The organism is Blastomonas fulva (genome assembly GCF_003431825.1).
GTDB lineage: Bacteria > Pseudomonadota > Alphaproteobacteria > Sphingomonadales > Sphingomonadaceae > Blastomonas > Blastomonas fulva.
Genome location: NZ_CP020083.1, coordinates 1,586,818 through 1,602,383, shown reverse-complemented (window position 1 = coordinate 1,602,383; position 15,566 = coordinate 1,586,818). Strand labels below are relative to the sequence as shown.

The following is a 15,566-nucleotide window of genomic DNA, read 5'->3' as shown; positions in this document are numbered from 1 at the left end:
GATCGTACAACCATGCATGTTTCCGGTCCGGATTCTACGCAGCTGGCCGATGTCGGGAACCCCCGCTTCCTGCGCGAGACTAAGCAGCAAGGCGCGGGAAACGCAAGTAGAACCACCTTCTCGCAAGCCGATTGCCACCAGCGTCAAGGCTGCGGCCAGAGTGGCTGCAGGGTCAGGCCTGGCCCGCCATTGCTGCAGCGTTGCGCAATACCAACGTGCCCGCGCTGCGGCTCTCGCTCCAACCGCCACAGCGCCGGAACTGGCCGACGCAATTGGGTTCGAGATAGATGATCGTCACCGGCTGGGTGAGCAAGGACAGCCGGTTGGCAACGGGCGCCATCACCGCATCGTCGAACGGATCGTAGAAATAGCAGACCAGCGGCGCATCGACAGGAGGGACAAACTGCGCCGCGTCCATGCACGCCACATCGACCGGCGCTGCCAGTGCGCCCTTGGCCTGCATGATGTCGCGGTTGCGCAGCGCGATGGCGACCAGTTCGGGCGCGAACTCCACCCCGATGACCCGTGCAAAGCCGAAACGCGCGGCCTGGAGCAGCGCCCTGCCCTTGCCGCAGCCGAAATCGATGAACACGGTGCGCGCAAAATCGACGTCCAGATCCGCGAACCACACCGGCATGTCGGTGCCGTTGCTGGCCTGGTAGCGCCGCGCATGCGCCGCGATCGCAGGATCGACGTCGAGCGTGTGCAACTCGCGGATGGCGAAGGTGTCGGTGCCCCAGGTTTCGTCGAACGCCTGGAACTGGCGGTTGCGCGCGCGCGCCTGCGGCGTCATCTCCCTGGCATAATAGGCGATATTGTGCCCGATCAGCCGGATGATTTCGGCTGGAGAGCGGCCCTTGAGGCGGCGGACGAGCGATGACATCATGAAACAGGGGGCCTTTGCGGGTGGACAGCGGTGCGCCGGAGCCAAAAACGGACTGCGCCGATTACGCGATGGCACCCGGCGTTTGAACCTGCTTAACCAACATTCGCGGACGCCCGATGTAAAATGAGAACGCAGATCCGCCCAGATTAAGGATGGAGAACATGGCCGACCCAATTCGGATCACTTCGCGCGGAGAGGTTGAGATGCTGACGCTCTGCCGTCCCGAGGCGCTCAATGCGATGGACGAGCCGATGATCCTGGCGCTGCAGCACTATTTCCGGTCGCTGGCAGACCGGCCCGAGGTTCGGGTGGTGATCTTCAACGCCGATGGCCGTGCGTTCTGCGCCGGGCTGGACCTCAAGGGCTGGCCCCCGCGCGAGGGAGACGGCGCGGTGCACGGCGGCTGGCGCACCCAGCGCGCGATCGCGACGGTGATGCAGCTGATGCGCAATTGCCCGCAGCCGATCATTGCCTGCGCGCAAGGCGCGGCCTGTGGCGGCGGCATGTCGCTGCTGCTCGCCAGCGACGTGCGATACTGCACCCCCGATTTCCGGATGAACGCGGCGTATATCCGCATCGGTCTGGGCGGATGCGACATGGGGTCGAGCTATTTCCTGCCACGGCTGGTAGGCAGTTCGCTGGCCAGCGAGATGATCCTGTCGGGCCGCTTTGTCGGTGCCGAGCGCGCGCTGGCGGCGGGCTTCGTCAGCGAGATCGCAGGGCCTGACGAGATCTTGGGGCGAGCCGAGGCACTGGCCGCCGACATGCTGCTCGCCAGCCCGATGGGCCTCAGGCTCAGCAAGGACGTGCTCAACCGCAACATCGATGCCAACGGCTTCGAGGCCGCGCTGGCGCTCGAGGACCGCCAGCAGATCATGCTCAGCATGACCGAGGATTATGCCGAGGCGAGACGAGCATTCACCGAAAAACGCGCGCCCGTTTTCAGGGACAGGTGACACTCTTAGATCCTCCCCCCAGCTTGCTGGGAGAGGATTTAAAAAGGTCACCCCATCTCCGCGATCTTCTGGCGTTCGATGAAGCCGTGCACCGCCTGCACCACCACCGAGCCTTCCCCGACGCCAGAGGCGACGCGCTTGACCGAGCCGGAGCGCACATCGCCCACCGCGAACAGGCCAGGACGGCTGGTCTCGAACGGCGTGCAGCCGTCTCCGGTGAGGATGAAGCCGTTTTCGTCGAGCGCAGCACACCCTTCAAGCCAGTCCGAACAGGGCTGCGCGCCGATCATCACGAACAGCGCGCCGACCTCGACCTGTGTCGTCTCGCCGGTGTTGCGGTCGCGCCAGACCAGGCTTTCGAGATGCGGCTCGCCTTCAAGCGCGGTGATCTCGGTGAACGGATGGAGCGTGATAGCCTCAGAGGCTTCAATACGGTCGATCAGATAGCTCGACATCGTCGCGGCCAGCCCCTGGCTGCGCACCAGGATATGCACATGCGCGGCATGGCGCGAGAGGAACACGGCTGCCTGCCCCGCCGAATTACCGCCGCCGACCACCACCACCGGGCGGCCGGAACACAATTGCGCCTCCATCGCGGTCGCCGCGTAATAGATCCCTGCGCCTTCCAGTCGCGCATAGTTCGGCAGATCGAGCTTGCGATAGCGTGCCCCGGTCGCCGCGACCACGGCGCGCGCCTTGGCCCGTGTGCCGTCCTCAAGCGCGATGCTGAAATGATCGCCGCCGCACTCCAGCCCGGTCGCGGCGCGGGAAACCGCCAGCCGCGCGCCGAACTTCTGCGCCTGCACCTGCGCGCGCCCGGCCAGCGCCTGACCGGATATGCCGGTGGGAAAGCCGAGATAATTCTCGATCTTGCTGCTGGTTCCCGCCTGACCGCCCGGCGCGGTCGATTCCACGATCAGCGTGTCGAGCCCTTCGGACGCGGCATAGACCGCGGCTGCCAGGCCCGCAGGCCCTGCCCCCACCACGATGACATCGTGCAGCCGGTCGTGATCGATCGAGACCGCCACGCCCAGCGCATCGGCCAGTTCGTGGGTGCTGGGGTTGCGCAAGATCTGGTCTTCGGAAATCACCACCGGCAGATCGCCGCCATCGAGACCAAAGCCCTGCAGAAATGCCGCTGCATCGGGATCGGACGACGAATCGATCGTGCGGTGCGGATAGCCGTTGCGCGTGAGAAACGCGTTGATGCGCACGGTATCGGCACTGCGCGCCGGGCCGACCAGGGTCACCCCGCCCTGCTGATGCTGCATCAAGGCCACCCTGCGCAGGATGAAGGCGCGCATGATGATCTCGCCGATATCGGGTTCGGCGGCGATCATCGCGCGGAAATCCGCGCGCGGCACGCGCACCACCTCGGCTGGGCCCACCGCGCGCCCGCTGACCAGGATCTTGCGGTCGTTGAACAGATCGAGCTCGCCGGTGAACTGGCGCTCTCGGTGGCTGTGGACGATGCTCTCCTCGCCATGATCATGATGGTCGATGATCGCGATTTCGCCTGAACAGATCAGGAAGAAATCGACGGTGCGCTCGCCGCGGCGGAAGATATAGGCGCCGTCGGCCACCGATTCGCGAGTGCCGAACCGGGCGAGTCGCGCAGCCATCTCTTCGTCCAGAACCGGGAAGGTCTGTTCGGGCCGGGCATAGGGATCGCTGCCATCGCCGCGCAATCCGGTGGTGTCTGGATTTCCCATCGCAGCTGTCTCCCCGCAAGGATGTCCCCGCGCCGTAGCGTCATGCCTCGGCACGCCTTGCAAGACTAGGAGAATAGCGCAGAAATGCGTAGCTTTTTTGGCAGTTACGCTTTGCTTTTGCGCAGTTCCGGTGCAAATTGCCGCCAACGCCTGACACAGGCATATGAGGTGAGGACGATGACCGAAGACGAAGATCTGGAAAGCTTCCGCGCGGAAGTCCGCGCATTCCTGGATGCAGAGCTGCCGCCCGAAAAGCGCTTTGCCGCAGACGGCTTTGCCAACTCCAGCAAGGAACTGACCGCCTGGTGGCAGGGCGTGCGCGCCAAGCGCGGCTGGGGCGCTCCGGGCTGGCCCAAGCAGTATGGCGGCTGCGAATGGTCGCTCGCCCAAAAGCGCATCTTCGCCGATGAATCGACCAAGGCCGGCGCTCCATCGTACAGCCCGTTCGGCATCACCATGGTCGCGCCTGTCATCTACACCTTCGGCACCGAAGAGCAGAAGGCCGAGCATCTGCCGCATATCCTCGATGGCACCCGCTTCTGGTGCCAGGGCTATTCCGAGCCTGGCGCAGGATCCGACCTTGCCAGTCTGAAGACCCGTGCGGTGCGCGACGGCGACGATTATGTCGTCAACGGCCAGAAGACCTGGACGACGCAGGGCCACTGGGCCGACTGGATCTTCTGCCTGGTGCGCACCAACACCGAGGTGAAGCAGCAGAACGGCATCTCGTTCCTGCTGATCGACATGAACACGCCGGGCATCGAAGTCCGCCCCATCCGCACCATCGACGGCATGCACCACCTCAATGAGGTGTTCTTTACCGATGTCCGCGTGCCGGTGAAGAACCTGGTGGGCAACGAGAACGATGGCTGGACCTATGCCAAGTTCCTGCTGGGCAACGAGCGCGCGGGGATTGCCGGGGTTACTCGCACCAGCGGCGACATCGCGCGGTTGCGCGCATGGGCAGCTTCCACCGCGCACTTCGTCGACCCGCCGATCAACGATCCCCGGATCGCGCAGCGGCTCGACGATCTCGAACAGCGGCTCGCCAAGCTGGCGGCGCTCGAGGCGCGCGCGCTCGAATCGCCCAGCCAGTCGATGGAAGCGATGCGGCTGGTTGCACCGCTCAAGCTGCTGGGAACCGAACTGTCGCAGGACGTGTCCGAGCTGGCGCTGGACATCGCGGGGCCTGCTGCCTTGCCGCGGCCGGCGGAGAACCCCGCCCACCCCTATGGCCAGGAAGGCGAGCACGCGATGTCTGTTTTCCTCTTCGGCCGCGCGCAGTCGATCTATGGCGGCACCAACGAGGTGCAGAAGAACATTCTCGCCAAGATGATGGCCGCCGGGCTCTAAAAGCCAGCATTTCCAAATCCGTTTGTGTCGAGCGAAGTCGAGACACGTGAGCGCACATCCCTCGACTGCGCTCGGGACAAACGGGATGAGTGACAGGATTACCTACCCATGTTCGCACCCAATGATGATCAGCAGCTGCTGACCGACAGCGCCCGCCGCTTCACCCAGAAACATTATGCCGACGACAAGCTCGGCCAGATGGGCGAGGCCCCGCTAAACACCGTATTGTGGTCCGAGATGGCCGAGGCCGGTTGGCTGATGCTGCCCTTTGCCGAGGCCGATGGCGGGCTGCAGGGCGAGGGCCAGTCGGGGCTTGGCGATTGCGTCAGCCTGTTCGAGGTGCTGGGCGAAGGCTTGGTGGTCGAGCCGGTGCTGGCGAGCACGATCCTGGCCGGTGGCCTGATCGCCGCGAGCGCTGAATCGCAGCAGCGCAGCGATCTGATCGAAGGCATCGTCTCGGGCGGCGCGCCGATCGGCGTGGCGCTGCACGAACCCCGCGCGCGGCACGACATCTGGTATTGCGAAGCGCGCGCGACCAGGAGCGGCGATGGCTGGACCCTTTCAGGCCACAAGTCGCTGGCGCATGGCGCGGCCGCGGCCGAACAGGTCATCGTCCTTGCCCGGATAGAAGGCGAACCCGGCAGCGGCAGGGCTGGCCTCGGCCTCTTCCTCGTTCCCGCCGACGCTGGCGGCGTCACCGTAACCCCCTATCGCCTGCGCGACGACCATTGGGCCGCCGATGTGGCGCTCGACAATGCCGCGCTCGGCGCTGATGCGATGCTGCTCGGTCCCGGGGCTGCGGCCGATGCGCTGCAGAAGGTCATCGACAAGGCGCGGCTGCTGCTCGCCGCCGAAGGCACCGGCATCATGCGCCGCGTGTGCCTCGCGACGCAGGCCTACACCATGGACCGCAAGCAGTTTGGCGTTCCGCTCGCCTCGTTCCAGGTGCTGCAGCATCGCATGGTCGACATGTCGGTGGCATTCGATCAGGCGCGCTCTCTGGTCTATGAGGCGGTAACGCACGATCTTGCCGGCGATGCCGAAGCCATGACCCGCTCGGCCCGCGCGGCCTATCGCGCGGTCAGCGAGGACGGGGTCGAGGTCGGCAAGCAGGCGATCCAGCTGCACGGCGGCATGGGCATGTCCGAGGAACTGCCGCTGGGCCGCGCGCTGCGCCGCCTGCTGGCGATCCGCCAGGCGTTTCCGCTCTGAACCGCCCGCTTTGGGACGACAGGCCGGAGCCAGCCAACCAGATTGCAGGGAAATTGCCCCGGATATCCGCGTTCGCGCGGATGTCCGGCCGTCAATCGGGCTCCTGGCCGTTCGCCTTGAGCACCTCGCCGGCCAGATAGAGCGAACCTGCGATCAGCACCAGCATCGGCTGCTGGTCAGAGAGGCGCTGGACCGCAGAGCGCACATCCGTCGCCGCCGTGACCTCGAGCCCCGACGTCAGGCACGCCTGAAACGCATCGGCATCGTGCCATTCGTGACCCGGCACCGGCAAAGCGGTGACGCTGGCGAGAAAAGGCTCGAGCGGGCCGAGCAACGCGCCCGGCTGCTTGTTCGAGAGCATGCCGATGATCAGGTGCACTTTGCCGCCCATGCCCTCGATATGCCGCGCCAGCGCCGCGCCCGCATTGGGATTGTGCCCGCCGTCGAGCCACACCGCCTCGCCCGTGCCAAGCAAGGCGGTCAGCGGGCCAACGCCCAGCCGCTGCAGCCGCGCGGGCCAGTCGGCCCAGCCCATCGCGGCGGACAGCGCGCTGTCGGGGATAGTGACCGCGCTCTGGTGGCGGATCATCGCCACGGCCAGCGCCGCATTGTCCGCCTGATGCTCGCCCGGCAACCTGGGCACTGGCAGGCTCAGCCGTCCGTCGACATCGCGATAGTGCAGCCGCCCCTGATACAGCGCTGCATCCCAGTCCTCGCCGCGCGCCTTCACATAAGCCCCGGCGCGCATCGCCTGCCCCGCGATCGCGCCCATCATGCCTGTGGCATAACGCTGGATCACCAGCGGCACATCGGCCTTGGCGATGCCTGCCTTCTCGAACGCGATCCGCTCCATGGGCAAGTCCGGCGTGCCCGCTTCGGGCGCGAGCAGGAAGGCTTCGTGGTCGATTCCCAGCGCGGCGATGCTGCACACCGCAGGCTGCGGCAGCACGTTGGTGGCATCGAGCCTGCCGCCAAGGCCAACCTCGATCACGCACGCATCGGCAGGCGTCTCGGCAAAGGCGAGGAACGCAGCAGCAGTCGTCACCTCGAAGAAGCTCGCGCCGGTGCCCTCGGCGATATCGAGTACCCGCGCGAGGTAAGCGGCGAGCATGTCGTCCTCGATCAGCCGCCCGGCGATGCGGATGCGTTCGTTGAACCGCACCAGATGGGGGCTGGTGTAGACATGGCAGGACAACCCCGAGGCCTCGATCGCGGCGCGCAGAAAGGCGCAGGTCGATCCCTTGCCGTTGGTGCCCGCAACATGGAACACCGGCGGCAGGCGGTGATGCGGGTCGCCCAGCCGGGCGAGCAGCGCGGTGATCCGCTCCAGCCCCAGCACATCGCGCCCCGGCGACAGCGCGGTGAGGCGATCGAGCTGGATCTGGACTGCAGGGTCGGATGAGACGGCGTGGTCGGGCATCACCTTCTCCCCTCCCGCGTGCGGGAGGGGCAGGTCCGGCTTGCCGGACCGGAATGGGCAGGGAGCACGACTGCCCGAAGGCTCGGCTGCGCCTCGCCCCCACCCCGCCCTTTGGGCAGCCCTCCCGCAGGCGGGAGGGGAGAGGGCGCGGCCAGCGAGTTACTGCTGCGCCCCGCCAGCCTCACGCCGCAGCCTTCGCCGCCATCAGATAATCGATCACGCTGCCAAGACGATCGCGCAGGTCCTTGCGCTCGACCACCATGTCGAGCATCCCGTGCTCGAGCAGATATTCGGAGCGCTGGAAGCCTTCGGGCAGCTTTTCGCGGATCGTCTGTTCGATCACTCGCTGCCCGGCAAAGCCGATCAGCGCGTTGGGTTCGGCCATCTGGACATCGCCCAGCATCGCATAGCTTGCGGTGACGCCGCCGGTGGTGGGGTCGGTCAGCACGACGATGTAGGGAAGTCCTGCCGCGTGCAGCCGCGTGATCGCGACGGTGCTGCGCGGCATCTGCATCAGCGAGAGAATACCTTCCTGCATCCGCGCACCGCCCGCGGCAGTGAAGATGACATACGGGCACTTTTCGGCGATCGCGCGCTCGGTCCCGGCGATGAACGCCGCGCCGACCGCCATGCCCATCGATCCGCCCATGAAGGCGAAATCCTGCACCCCGACCACCGCCTTGTGGCTCTTGATCCGGCCCAGGGCGTTGGTCAGCGCGTCGTTGCCGACATTGGCGGCACGCGCGGCCTTCAACCGGTCGGCGTATTTCTTGCTGTCGCGGAACTTGAGCGGGTCTTCCTTGACCACGGGCGAGGGCAGTTCTTCCCACAACTGGTCGTCGAACAGCATCGCAAAGCGCGCGGCAGAGCCGATGCGCTCGTGATGGCCGCATTTGGGGCAGACCGAGAGGTTGTCCTCGAACTCCTTGGCGAACACCATTTCGCCGCAGGCCTTGCACTTGTGCCACAGATTGTCGGGCGAATTGTCCTGACGGGCGATGAAGGGCATCGCGTTGCGGACTCGGCTGAACCAGTTCATCGGCTTAAGCTCCTCAGGCGGTTGCGGTCTGGCGGGCGGTGGCGATGGCGTCGGCCAGCGTGCGGACGTAATCGCGCACAGGGCCTGCGGCATCCGCGCCGTGCTGGCTGACAATCTCGACGATCGCGCTGCCCACGACAACCCCATCGGCGACGCGTCCGATCGCGGCGGCCTGTTCGGGCGTGCGCACGCCGAAGCCCACCGCGATCGGCAGATCGGTCGAGGCCTTGAGCCGCGCGACCGCTTCCTCGATGCTCGCCTGCACAGCCTGCTGCTTGCCGGTGATGCCTGCGACCGAAACGTAATACAAAAACCCGCCCGCGCCTTCGAGCACCGCGGGAAGCCGCGCGGCATCGGTGGTGGGCGTGGCAAGCCGAATCGGCGCGATACCCTTGGAGCGAAGAGCCGGGCCTAGCGACGCATCTTCCTCGACCGGAATGTCGACGCAGATCACGCCGTCGACCCCGGCAGACGCGCAGGCATCGGCAAACCATTCGGGCCCTCGCCGGGTCATCGGATTGGCATAGCCCATCAGCACGAGCGGCACGTTGGGGTGGCGGCGGCGGAAACCGGTGGCGATTGCCAAGATGTCGGCGGTCTTGGTGCCCGCCGCGAGGCTGCGCAGGTTCGCCGCCTGGATCGCGGGGCCATCGGCCATCGGATCGGTGAACGGCATGCCGAGTTCGATCACGTCCGCCCCGCCTTCGACCAGCGCGTCGAGGATGGCAGGGGTAGCGGCGGCGTCAGGATCGCCTGCGGTGACGAAGCACACCAGAGCCGCGCGATCGGCGGGGAAGGCGTTAGCGAGACGCGAACTCACATCTCCACTCCCAGCTTCTCAGCAACGGTGAAGATGTCCTTGTCGCCGCGGCCGCACAGGTTGGCGAGGATGATCGCATCGCGGTCCATCGTGGGAGCGACCTTGGCCACCGCCGCAATCGCATGCGCAGGCTCGAGCGCGGGGATGATGCCTTCGGTGCGGCAGAGCAACTGGAACGCGTCCAGCGCCTCGTCATCGGTGATCGCAGTGTACTCCACCCGGCCCATGTCCTTGAGCCATGCGTGTTCGGGGCCGATGCCCGGATAATCCAGCCCTGCGCTGATCGAGTGGCCCTCGGTAATCTGGCCGTCCTCGTCCTGCAGCAGATAGGTCTTGTTGCCGTGGAGGATGCCGGGGAAACCGCCCAAGAGGCTCGCGGCATGCTCGTTGCCATCGAGGCCGTAGCCTGCCGCTTCCACGCCGAGCATCTTCACATCGGGATCGTCGAGGAACGGGTGGAACAGGCCAAGCGCGTTCGATCCGCCGCCGATCGCCGCGACCAGCAGGTCGGGCAGGCGGTTGATGCGGGCAAGCATCTGCGCGCGCGCTTCCTTGCCGATCACGCTTTGAAAATCGCGGACCAGTTCGGGGTAAGGGTGCGGGCCGGCGGCGGTGCCGATGATGTAGAAGGTGTCGTGGACGTTGGCGACCCAGTCGCGCAGCCCCTCGTTCATCGCGTCCTTGAGCGTCGCTGCGCCACTCGTCACCGGAATGACCTCCGCGCCGAGCAGCTTCATCCGGAACACATTGGGCTGCTGCCGCGCGACATCGGTCGCGCCCATATAGATCACGCAGGGCAAGCCGAAGCGCGCGCACACGGTCGCGGTGGCGACGCCGTGCTGGCCTGCACCGGTCTCGGCGATGATCCGCGTCTTGCCCATCCGCATCGCGAGCAGGATCTGGCCGATGCAGTTGTTGATCTTGTGCGCGCCGGTGTGGTTGAGTTCGTCGCGCTTGAACCAGATTTGCGCGCCCATGCCCTCAGGCGCGTTCTTGCGCAGTTCTTCGGTCAGCCGCTCAGCGTAATAGAGCGGGCTGGGGCGCCCGACATAATGCTCGAGCAGATCATCGAACTGCGCCTTGAACGCGGGGTCTGCCTGCGCTGCGCGATAGTGCTTCTCGAGATCGAGCACCAAAGGCATCAGGGTTTCTGCAACATAGCGCCCGCCGAACTGGCCGAAATGGCCCTGTGCGTCGGGTTGATTGCGATAGCTGTTAGGCTTGGTGGCTGCGTTGGTCATGGTTGGCAACCGCTTGGCAAAAGCGCGCCATCTTGTCCATATCTTTGAGCCCGGGCGCGCTTTCGACCCCCGAGGAGACGTCTACCAGCGGCGCATGCGTCGCGGCCAGAGCCTCTTCGACATTGTCCGCATCCAGCCCGCCTGCAAGCCCCCAGGGCACCAGATGCCGATGCCCGGCGAGCAGCGACCAGTCGACCCTGGTCCCGTTGCCGCCCGGAAGCGCCTGTGCCGGGGCATCGAAGATCAGCCGGTCGGCGATGCCGTCGAAGCGGCGCGCGTTGGCGAGTGTCTCGGCGCTGCGCAGCCCCAGCGCCTTCCACACCTCGACCTTCATGTGCTTCTTCACCATCGTCAGCCATTCGGGCTTTTCCGACCCGTGGAACTGGATGACATCGGGCCGCACCGCCTTGTACGCCTGCTCGGTCAGCACCGGCGACGCGTTGACCAGCAGCAGCACGACCTTGAGGCTGGTCGGCGTGCGCGCGCGCAGCTTCGCGGCCTGATCGAGCGTGACGTGACGCGGGCTCTTTTCGAAATGCACCAGGCCGATGTGGCTCGCGCCGTTCGCAGCGGCAGCATCGATGGCGGCTTCGGTGGAAAGCCCGCAGATCTTGATGAGGGTGGTCATTATCTCTCAACCGGTTGTTTAGTCGTCATGCTGAACTTGTTTCAGCACCCATGGTACGTCTTGGCCAGCACCATGCGAGAGGAGAATTGGGCCCTGAAACAAGTTCAGGGTAACGGGAAGGAAAACAGGCCTCACAGCGTCGCCATGATATCCCGTGCCGCCTGATCGGGCTCTGCCGCACGCGCGATCGGGCGGCCGATGACCAGCACCGAAGCGCCGGCATCGCGCGCCTGGCGCGGGGTGACCGCGCGCTTCTGGTCGCCTGCAGTGGCGCTGGCGGGGCGGACGCCGGGCACGACGAAAAAGCCGTCGCGCCACTGGTGACGCACCGCACCGACCTCCTGGCCCGAACATACGATGCCGTCGAGGCCCGCCTGATGCGCAAGGTCCGCCAGCCGCAGCACGTTGTCGTGCGCGGTGCCGGCCATGCCGATCTGGCTCATGTCGTCATCGTCCAGGCTGGTCAGCATGGTGACGGCGACCACCTTGGTGTTGGCCCCCGCTGCGGCCTTTGCGTCCTCCATCATCGCGCGCCCGCCCGCAGCGTGGATGGTGACGATTGCCGGTTCGAGCACATGGATCGCCTGCATGGCAGCGGCGACGGTGTTGGGGATGTCGTGCAACTTGAGGTCGAGGAAGATCGGCAGGCCGAGCTTGGCGATCTCGTGGACGCCGTGATGGCCATGCGCGCAGAAGAATTCGAGCCCCAGCTTGACCCCGCCGATATGGGCGCGAACCGATTGCACCAACGCGCTGGCGCGCGCCAGATCGGGCAGGTCAACCGCAAGATAGATCGGATTGGACATGATGTGCGCGAGACCCCCTGTTGACCGTGTCATACCGAGCGCAAGGCGCTCTCCGGTTCTTGTTCGTTGATGATGCTGGCAGGCGGCTGCGGCGCGGCCTGCACCGGTGATGCGGCAGTAGCGGCAGCGCGCGTCTGATTGGCCTCCAGCGTCACGATCCGCCGCTTCATCCGCCAGCTGCTGGTGCGATGGTAGGCCCAAAGCGGCAGGAAGCCCGCCAGAAAAGTCAGCATCAGCAGCACCGGCAGTTTGGTGACCAGCTGCAGCCCGCCCCACAGATCGAGCGTGACGGCCTGCCAGTTGTTATAGGCAAACACGATGAACACCACGACCAGCATGATGATCACCAGTGTCTTCAGGAACTGCATGACCGCGGTGTCTCCTCAATAAGTGTCCGCGTCCCGGCGGTCGGCGGGAGCATAGGAGCATAATCGCGTCATGGCCAGTCGCTTGGGTTTCGGTGCCCAGATCAGCCGAAGACCCGCGCGAAAATCGTGTCGACATGCTTGAAGTGGTAATCGAGGTTGAACTTCTCCTCGATCTCCTGCGGCGTGAGCGCGGCGGTCACCTCGGCATCGGCCTTGAGCAGTTCGAGCAGCGACAGTTCGCCGTCCGATTCCCACACCTGCATCGCGTTGCGCTGGACCAGGCGATAGGCATCCTCGCGGCTCACGCCTGCCTGGGTCAGCGCCAGCAGCACCCGCTGCGAGTGGACAAGCCCGCCCATCTTGTCGAGGTTCTTCTGCATCCGCGCAGGGTAGACCAGCAGCTTGTCGATCACGCCGGTGAGCCGGGCGAGCGCGAAATCGAGCGTGATCGTCGCATCGGGGCCAAAGAAGCGCTCGACCGAGCTGTGCGAGATATCGCGCTCGTGCCAGAGCGCCACGTTCTCCATCGCGGGGATCGCGGCGGCTCGGACCACGCGGGCGAGCCCGGTGAGGTTTTCGGTCAGGACCGGGTTGCGCTTGTGCGGCATCGCCGACGAGCCCTTCTGCCCGGGAGAGAAATACTCCTCGGCCTCGAGCACTTCGGTGCGCTGCAGATGGCGCACTTCGGTCGCCAGCCGCTCGACCGACGAAGCGATCACGCCCAGCGTCGCGAAATACATCGCGTGGCGGTCGCGCGGGATGACCTGGGTCGAAACCGGCTCGAGCGCCAGGCCGAGCTTCTTGGCGACATGCGCCTCGACGCGCGGATCGATGTTGGCAAAGGTGCCGATCGCGCCCGAAATCGCGCAGGTGGCGATCTCGGCCTTCGCGGCCTTGAGGCGGGCGCGGCAACGGTCGAACTCGGCATAGGCCTGCGCGAGCTTGAGGCCGAAGGTGGTCGGCTCGCCATGGATACCATGGCTGCGGCCGATGGTCGGCGTATATTTGTGCTCCATCGCGCGGCGCTCGATCGCCTCGAGCAGCGCGTCGAGATCGGCAAGAAGAATGTCAGAGGCACGCGCCAGCTGCACCGCAAGGCAGGTGTCGAGCACGTCGGAGCTGGTCATGCCCTGGTGCATGAAGCGCGCTTCGTCGCCGACCTGCTCGGCCACCCAAGTGAGGAACGCGATGACATCGTGCTTGGTCACCGCCTCGATCGCATCGATCGCGGCAACGTCGATCACCGGATTGGTCGCCCACCACGCCCACAACGCCTTGGCGGCGGACTTGGGCACCACGCCCAATTCGGCCAGCGCATCGGTGGCGTGCGCCTCGATCTCGAACCAGATGCGGAACTTCGCCTCGGGCTCCCAGATGGCGGTCATGGCGGGGCGGGAATAACGGGGGACCATAAGATGTCCTTGCAGCTAAAGGCGGTGGACGAAGGAGCGCGATCCGCCCCGGCGGTTTCGCCCGCGCAGCTAGCAGCAAGCGGCGACGGGTTCAACCACGGGCGATGCCCTCACGCCGCTAGAGCGCGGTGAAGGTGAAGTTGCGGAACTTGGCCTCGCCCGGCCCTGCGGCGTACAGCCCGGGACGCAGCATCAGAAAGCCGCCGCGGACATTGTGATGATAGCCCGAGACTTCCATGCCGCGATCGAACTTGAGCCAGGTCCTGCCGCCATCGCCCGATGTGTGAAAGCTCACGATATGACGGCGGTTGGTGACCCTCAGACGCATCCGGCCCCCATGCGGATTGACCGGGCGCGCGCGCTCGATGCCGTATTGGTGGGTCACGAAGCGCACTGCATCGAAGCCCAGACCCGCGTAGAGCTTGTCGTCATAGAACAGCACCAGCCCCGCGGTACCGCCCGGCGCCAGCTCGATGTCGCATTCGAAGCGATAGGAGGTGTCGCCCGCGGTCAGCAGCAGCGGCGATCCGGTGGACGGCGCGAGCCCCTTGCCGCGCAGGAACAATGCGTTGTCCTGCACCCGCACGCGCGCGGCCTCGTCGGGCGCAGGACGGAAGAACGACCATTTGGTGCCCAGCTGCAGCGTCGCGAAATCATCGCTCAGCGCCATGCCGTGCGGCAGCGCCCTGCCCCCCTTGGGCCTGGGAATCGGCTGCGAAAGATCGCCCCCGGTCATGCGGAACCAGCCATCGGCGCCCCACTCCACCGGATCGAGCAGGCATTGCCGCCCGAGCGTCCAGAAGCCGTTCTCATAGCCGTGGTACAGGCTCCACCATGACCCATCGGGCGCCTCGACCAGGCTGGCATGGCCCCGCGACCACCACGCCTCGCGGATATCGGTGGTGCGCACCAGTGGATTGCCGGGATGCTGCTCCCACGGGCCGTGGATCGATCGCGAACGGGCAGCGATGACCATATGACCCGTGGGAGGCCCTGCCGTGCCCCCCACGGCGGTGAGCATGTAGAACCATTTGCCGATGCGGTGGATTTTGGGGCCCTCGGGCGCGAAGCCCTCGACATCCCATTCGCTGGGATAGCGCCACGGGTCGTAGACATGCTCGACCTCGCCGGTCGCGCGCATCCCGTCGTCGGACAGCCGCACGCGGTCTCCGCCCGACAGGAACAGCCAGCGCGACCCGTCCTCGCCGACCGCGTGGCAGGGGTCGATATGCTTGTGCAGCCCCAGCGGCACCGGATCGCTCCATGGGCCGTCGATATGGTCTGCCCAGATGACGAAGATGTCGTTCTGCGGCGACGCTTTCACCGGGATATACAGGAAATAGCGCCCCTCGTGCTTCTCCAGGCTGACCGCCCAGACCGATCCGATGTTGCGGGTGAGCGCTGGCTTGCGGGGCTGCCAGTTCACCAGATCACGCGAATGCCAGATCAGCAGCCCGGGATAGGATTCGAAGCTCGAGAAGGTGAGGTAATAGTCCTCGCCATCCTTGAGGATTGCGGGGTCGGGCCGGTCGCCCGAGAGCACCGGGTTGAGGAAGGTGCCATCGCCCAGATCGGCGATCCGCTGGTTGTCCAGACCCCGGCGCCAGTCTGGGGAGGGTATCGCCGCCGGGGCGGTGCTGGCGCGCGCAGGTGCGGCCAGCGCCAGAGCGGTCAAACCGGCCGAGGCCATCGCGCCGCGCCGGTCGAAGGTGG

The 15,566-nt window shown here is 66.1% G+C and carries 14 protein-coding genes; 3 read left to right on the top strand and 11 right to left on the bottom strand.

Going from position 1 to position 15,566, the window contains the following annotated elements:
* Nucleotides 1–172: 172 nt before the first annotated feature.
* Entirely contained in the window at nucleotides 173–886 is a 714-nt protein-coding gene (locus B5J99_RS07520) for a methyltransferase domain-containing protein (RefSeq protein WP_117352043.1), read from the bottom strand.
* Nucleotides 887–1,047: 161 nt separating this feature from the next.
* On the opposite strand from B5J99_RS07520, the gene B5J99_RS07515 reads away from it, so the two are divergent.
* Nucleotides 1,048–1,842 (top strand): enoyl-CoA hydratase/isomerase family protein, encoded by a 795-nt coding sequence (locus tag B5J99_RS07515; protein WP_117353402.1) that lies wholly within the window; start codon nucleotides 1,048–1,050, stop codon nucleotides 1,840–1,842.
* Nucleotides 1,843–1,889: 47 nt separating this feature from the next.
* On the opposite strand, the gene B5J99_RS07510 is transcribed toward B5J99_RS07515, so the two are convergent.
* A complete protein-coding gene (locus tag B5J99_RS07510) occupies nucleotides 1,890–3,554 on the bottom strand; it encodes an FAD-dependent oxidoreductase (RefSeq protein WP_117352042.1) in 1,665 nt (554 codons plus the stop codon).
* A 177-nt stretch (nucleotides 3,555–3,731) separates the two neighbouring features.
* Here B5J99_RS07510 and B5J99_RS07505 point away from each other — a divergent pair, with 177 nt between their 5' ends.
* The gene (locus B5J99_RS07505) at nucleotides 3,732–4,907 is read left to right on the top strand and encodes an acyl-CoA dehydrogenase family protein (RefSeq protein ID WP_054136269.1); all 1,176 of its coding nucleotides are present in this window, start codon (nucleotides 3,732–3,734) and stop codon (nucleotides 4,905–4,907) included.
* Between the two features lie 108 nt (nucleotides 4,908–5,015).
* Nucleotides 5,016–6,119: an acyl-CoA dehydrogenase family protein gene (locus B5J99_RS07500; RefSeq protein ID WP_117352041.1), complete on the top strand. Its 1,104-nt coding sequence runs from the start codon at nucleotides 5,016–5,018 to the stop codon at nucleotides 6,117–6,119.
* A gap of 91 nt (nucleotides 6,120–6,210) precedes the next feature.
* On the opposite strand, the gene B5J99_RS07495 is transcribed toward B5J99_RS07500, so the two are convergent.
* The 9 genes from B5J99_RS07495 to B5J99_RS07455 all read right to left on the bottom strand — a co-directional run bounded on the left by B5J99_RS07495 (nucleotide 6,211) and on the right by B5J99_RS07455 (nucleotide 15,543).
* On the bottom strand, nucleotides 6,211–7,539 hold the full coding sequence (locus B5J99_RS07495; RefSeq protein WP_117352040.1) for a bifunctional folylpolyglutamate synthase/dihydrofolate synthase: 1,329 nt from the start codon (nucleotides 7,537–7,539) through the stop codon (nucleotides 6,211–6,213).
* Nucleotides 7,540–7,720: 181 nt separating this feature from the next.
* Nucleotides 7,721–8,578: an acetyl-CoA carboxylase, carboxyltransferase subunit beta gene (gene accD, locus B5J99_RS07490; RefSeq protein WP_054136272.1), complete on the bottom strand. Its 858-nt coding sequence runs from the start codon at nucleotides 8,576–8,578 to the stop codon at nucleotides 7,721–7,723.
* A 13-nt stretch (nucleotides 8,579–8,591) separates the two neighbouring features.
* Nucleotides 8,592–9,398, bottom strand: coding sequence for a tryptophan synthase subunit alpha (trpA, locus tag B5J99_RS07485; RefSeq protein WP_117352039.1), 807 nt, complete (start codon nucleotides 9,396–9,398; stop codon nucleotides 8,592–8,594).
* Complete coding sequence (gene trpB / locus B5J99_RS07480) at nucleotides 9,395–10,639, bottom strand: tryptophan synthase subunit beta (RefSeq protein ID WP_117352038.1); 1,245 nt, start codon at nucleotides 10,637–10,639, stop codon at nucleotides 9,395–9,397. Before trpB ends, trpA begins: the two co-directional genes overlap by 4 nt.
* A complete protein-coding gene (locus tag B5J99_RS07475) occupies nucleotides 10,614–11,267 on the bottom strand; it encodes a phosphoribosylanthranilate isomerase (protein ID WP_117352037.1) in 654 nt (217 codons plus the stop codon). The genes trpB and B5J99_RS07475 overlap by 26 nt, the downstream gene beginning before the upstream one ends.
* 131 nt (nucleotides 11,268–11,398) lie before the next feature.
* Nucleotides 11,399–12,073 carry an orotidine-5'-phosphate decarboxylase gene (gene pyrF, locus B5J99_RS07470; RefSeq protein ID WP_069051316.1) on the bottom strand — a complete coding sequence of 225 codons (675 nt, stop codon included), beginning with the start codon at nucleotides 12,071–12,073 and terminating at the stop codon, nucleotides 11,399–11,401.
* 29 nt (nucleotides 12,074–12,102) lie between these two features.
* Nucleotides 12,103–12,441 carry a hypothetical protein gene (locus tag B5J99_RS07465; protein ID WP_054136277.1) on the bottom strand — a complete coding sequence of 113 codons (339 nt, stop codon included), beginning with the start codon at nucleotides 12,439–12,441 and terminating at the stop codon, nucleotides 12,103–12,105.
* Nucleotides 12,442–12,542: 101 nt separating this feature from the next.
* A complete protein-coding gene (gene purB / locus B5J99_RS07460) occupies nucleotides 12,543–13,853 on the bottom strand; it encodes an adenylosuccinate lyase (protein ID WP_069051315.1) in 1,311 nt (436 codons plus the stop codon).
* A 118-nt stretch (nucleotides 13,854–13,971) separates the two neighbouring features.
* A complete protein-coding gene (locus tag B5J99_RS07455; RefSeq protein WP_117352036.1) occupies nucleotides 13,972–15,543 on the bottom strand; it encodes a family 43 glycosylhydrolase in 1,572 nt (523 codons plus the stop codon).
* Nucleotides 15,544–15,566: the final 23 nt, after the last annotated feature.

Bases quoted from the DNA above. Each gene is read 5' to 3' on its own strand.
- B5J99_RS07520 (WP_117352043.1), bottom strand. From the start codon at position 886: ATGATGTCATCGCTCGTCCGCCGCCTCAAGGGCCGCTCTCCAGCCGAA.
- B5J99_RS07515 (WP_117353402.1), top strand. From the start codon at position 1,048: ATGGCCGACCCAATTCGGATCACTTCGCGCGGAGAGGTTGAGATGCTG.
- B5J99_RS07510 (WP_117352042.1), bottom strand. From the start codon at position 3,554: ATGGGAAATCCAGACACCACCGGATTGCGCGGCGATGGCAGCGATCCC.
- B5J99_RS07505 (WP_054136269.1), top strand. From the start codon at position 3,732: ATGACCGAAGACGAAGATCTGGAAAGCTTCCGCGCGGAAGTCCGCGCA.
- B5J99_RS07500 (WP_117352041.1), top strand. From the start codon at position 5,016: ATGTTCGCACCCAATGATGATCAGCAGCTGCTGACCGACAGCGCCCGC.
- B5J99_RS07495 (WP_117352040.1), bottom strand. From the start codon at position 7,539: ATGCCCGACCACGCCGTCTCATCCGACCCTGCAGTCCAGATCCAGCTC.
- accD (WP_054136272.1), bottom strand. From the start codon at position 8,578: ATGAACTGGTTCAGCCGAGTCCGCAACGCGATGCCCTTCATCGCCCGT.
- trpB (WP_117352038.1), bottom strand. From the start codon at position 10,639: ATGACCAACGCAGCCACCAAGCCTAACAGCTATCGCAATCAACCCGAC.
- B5J99_RS07475 (WP_117352037.1), bottom strand. From the start codon at position 11,267: ATGACCACCCTCATCAAGATCTGCGGGCTTTCCACCGAAGCCGCCATC.
- pyrF (WP_069051316.1), bottom strand. From the start codon at position 12,073: ATGTCCAATCCGATCTATCTTGCGGTTGACCTGCCCGATCTGGCGCGC.
- B5J99_RS07465 (WP_054136277.1), bottom strand. From the start codon at position 12,441: ATGCAGTTCCTGAAGACACTGGTGATCATCATGCTGGTCGTGGTGTTC.
- purB (WP_069051315.1), bottom strand. From the start codon at position 13,853: ATGGTCCCCCGTTATTCCCGCCCCGCCATGACCGCCATCTGGGAGCCC.
- B5J99_RS07455 (WP_117352036.1), bottom strand. From the start codon at position 15,543: ATGGCCTCGGCCGGTTTGACCGCTCTGGCGCTGGCCGCACCTGCGCGC.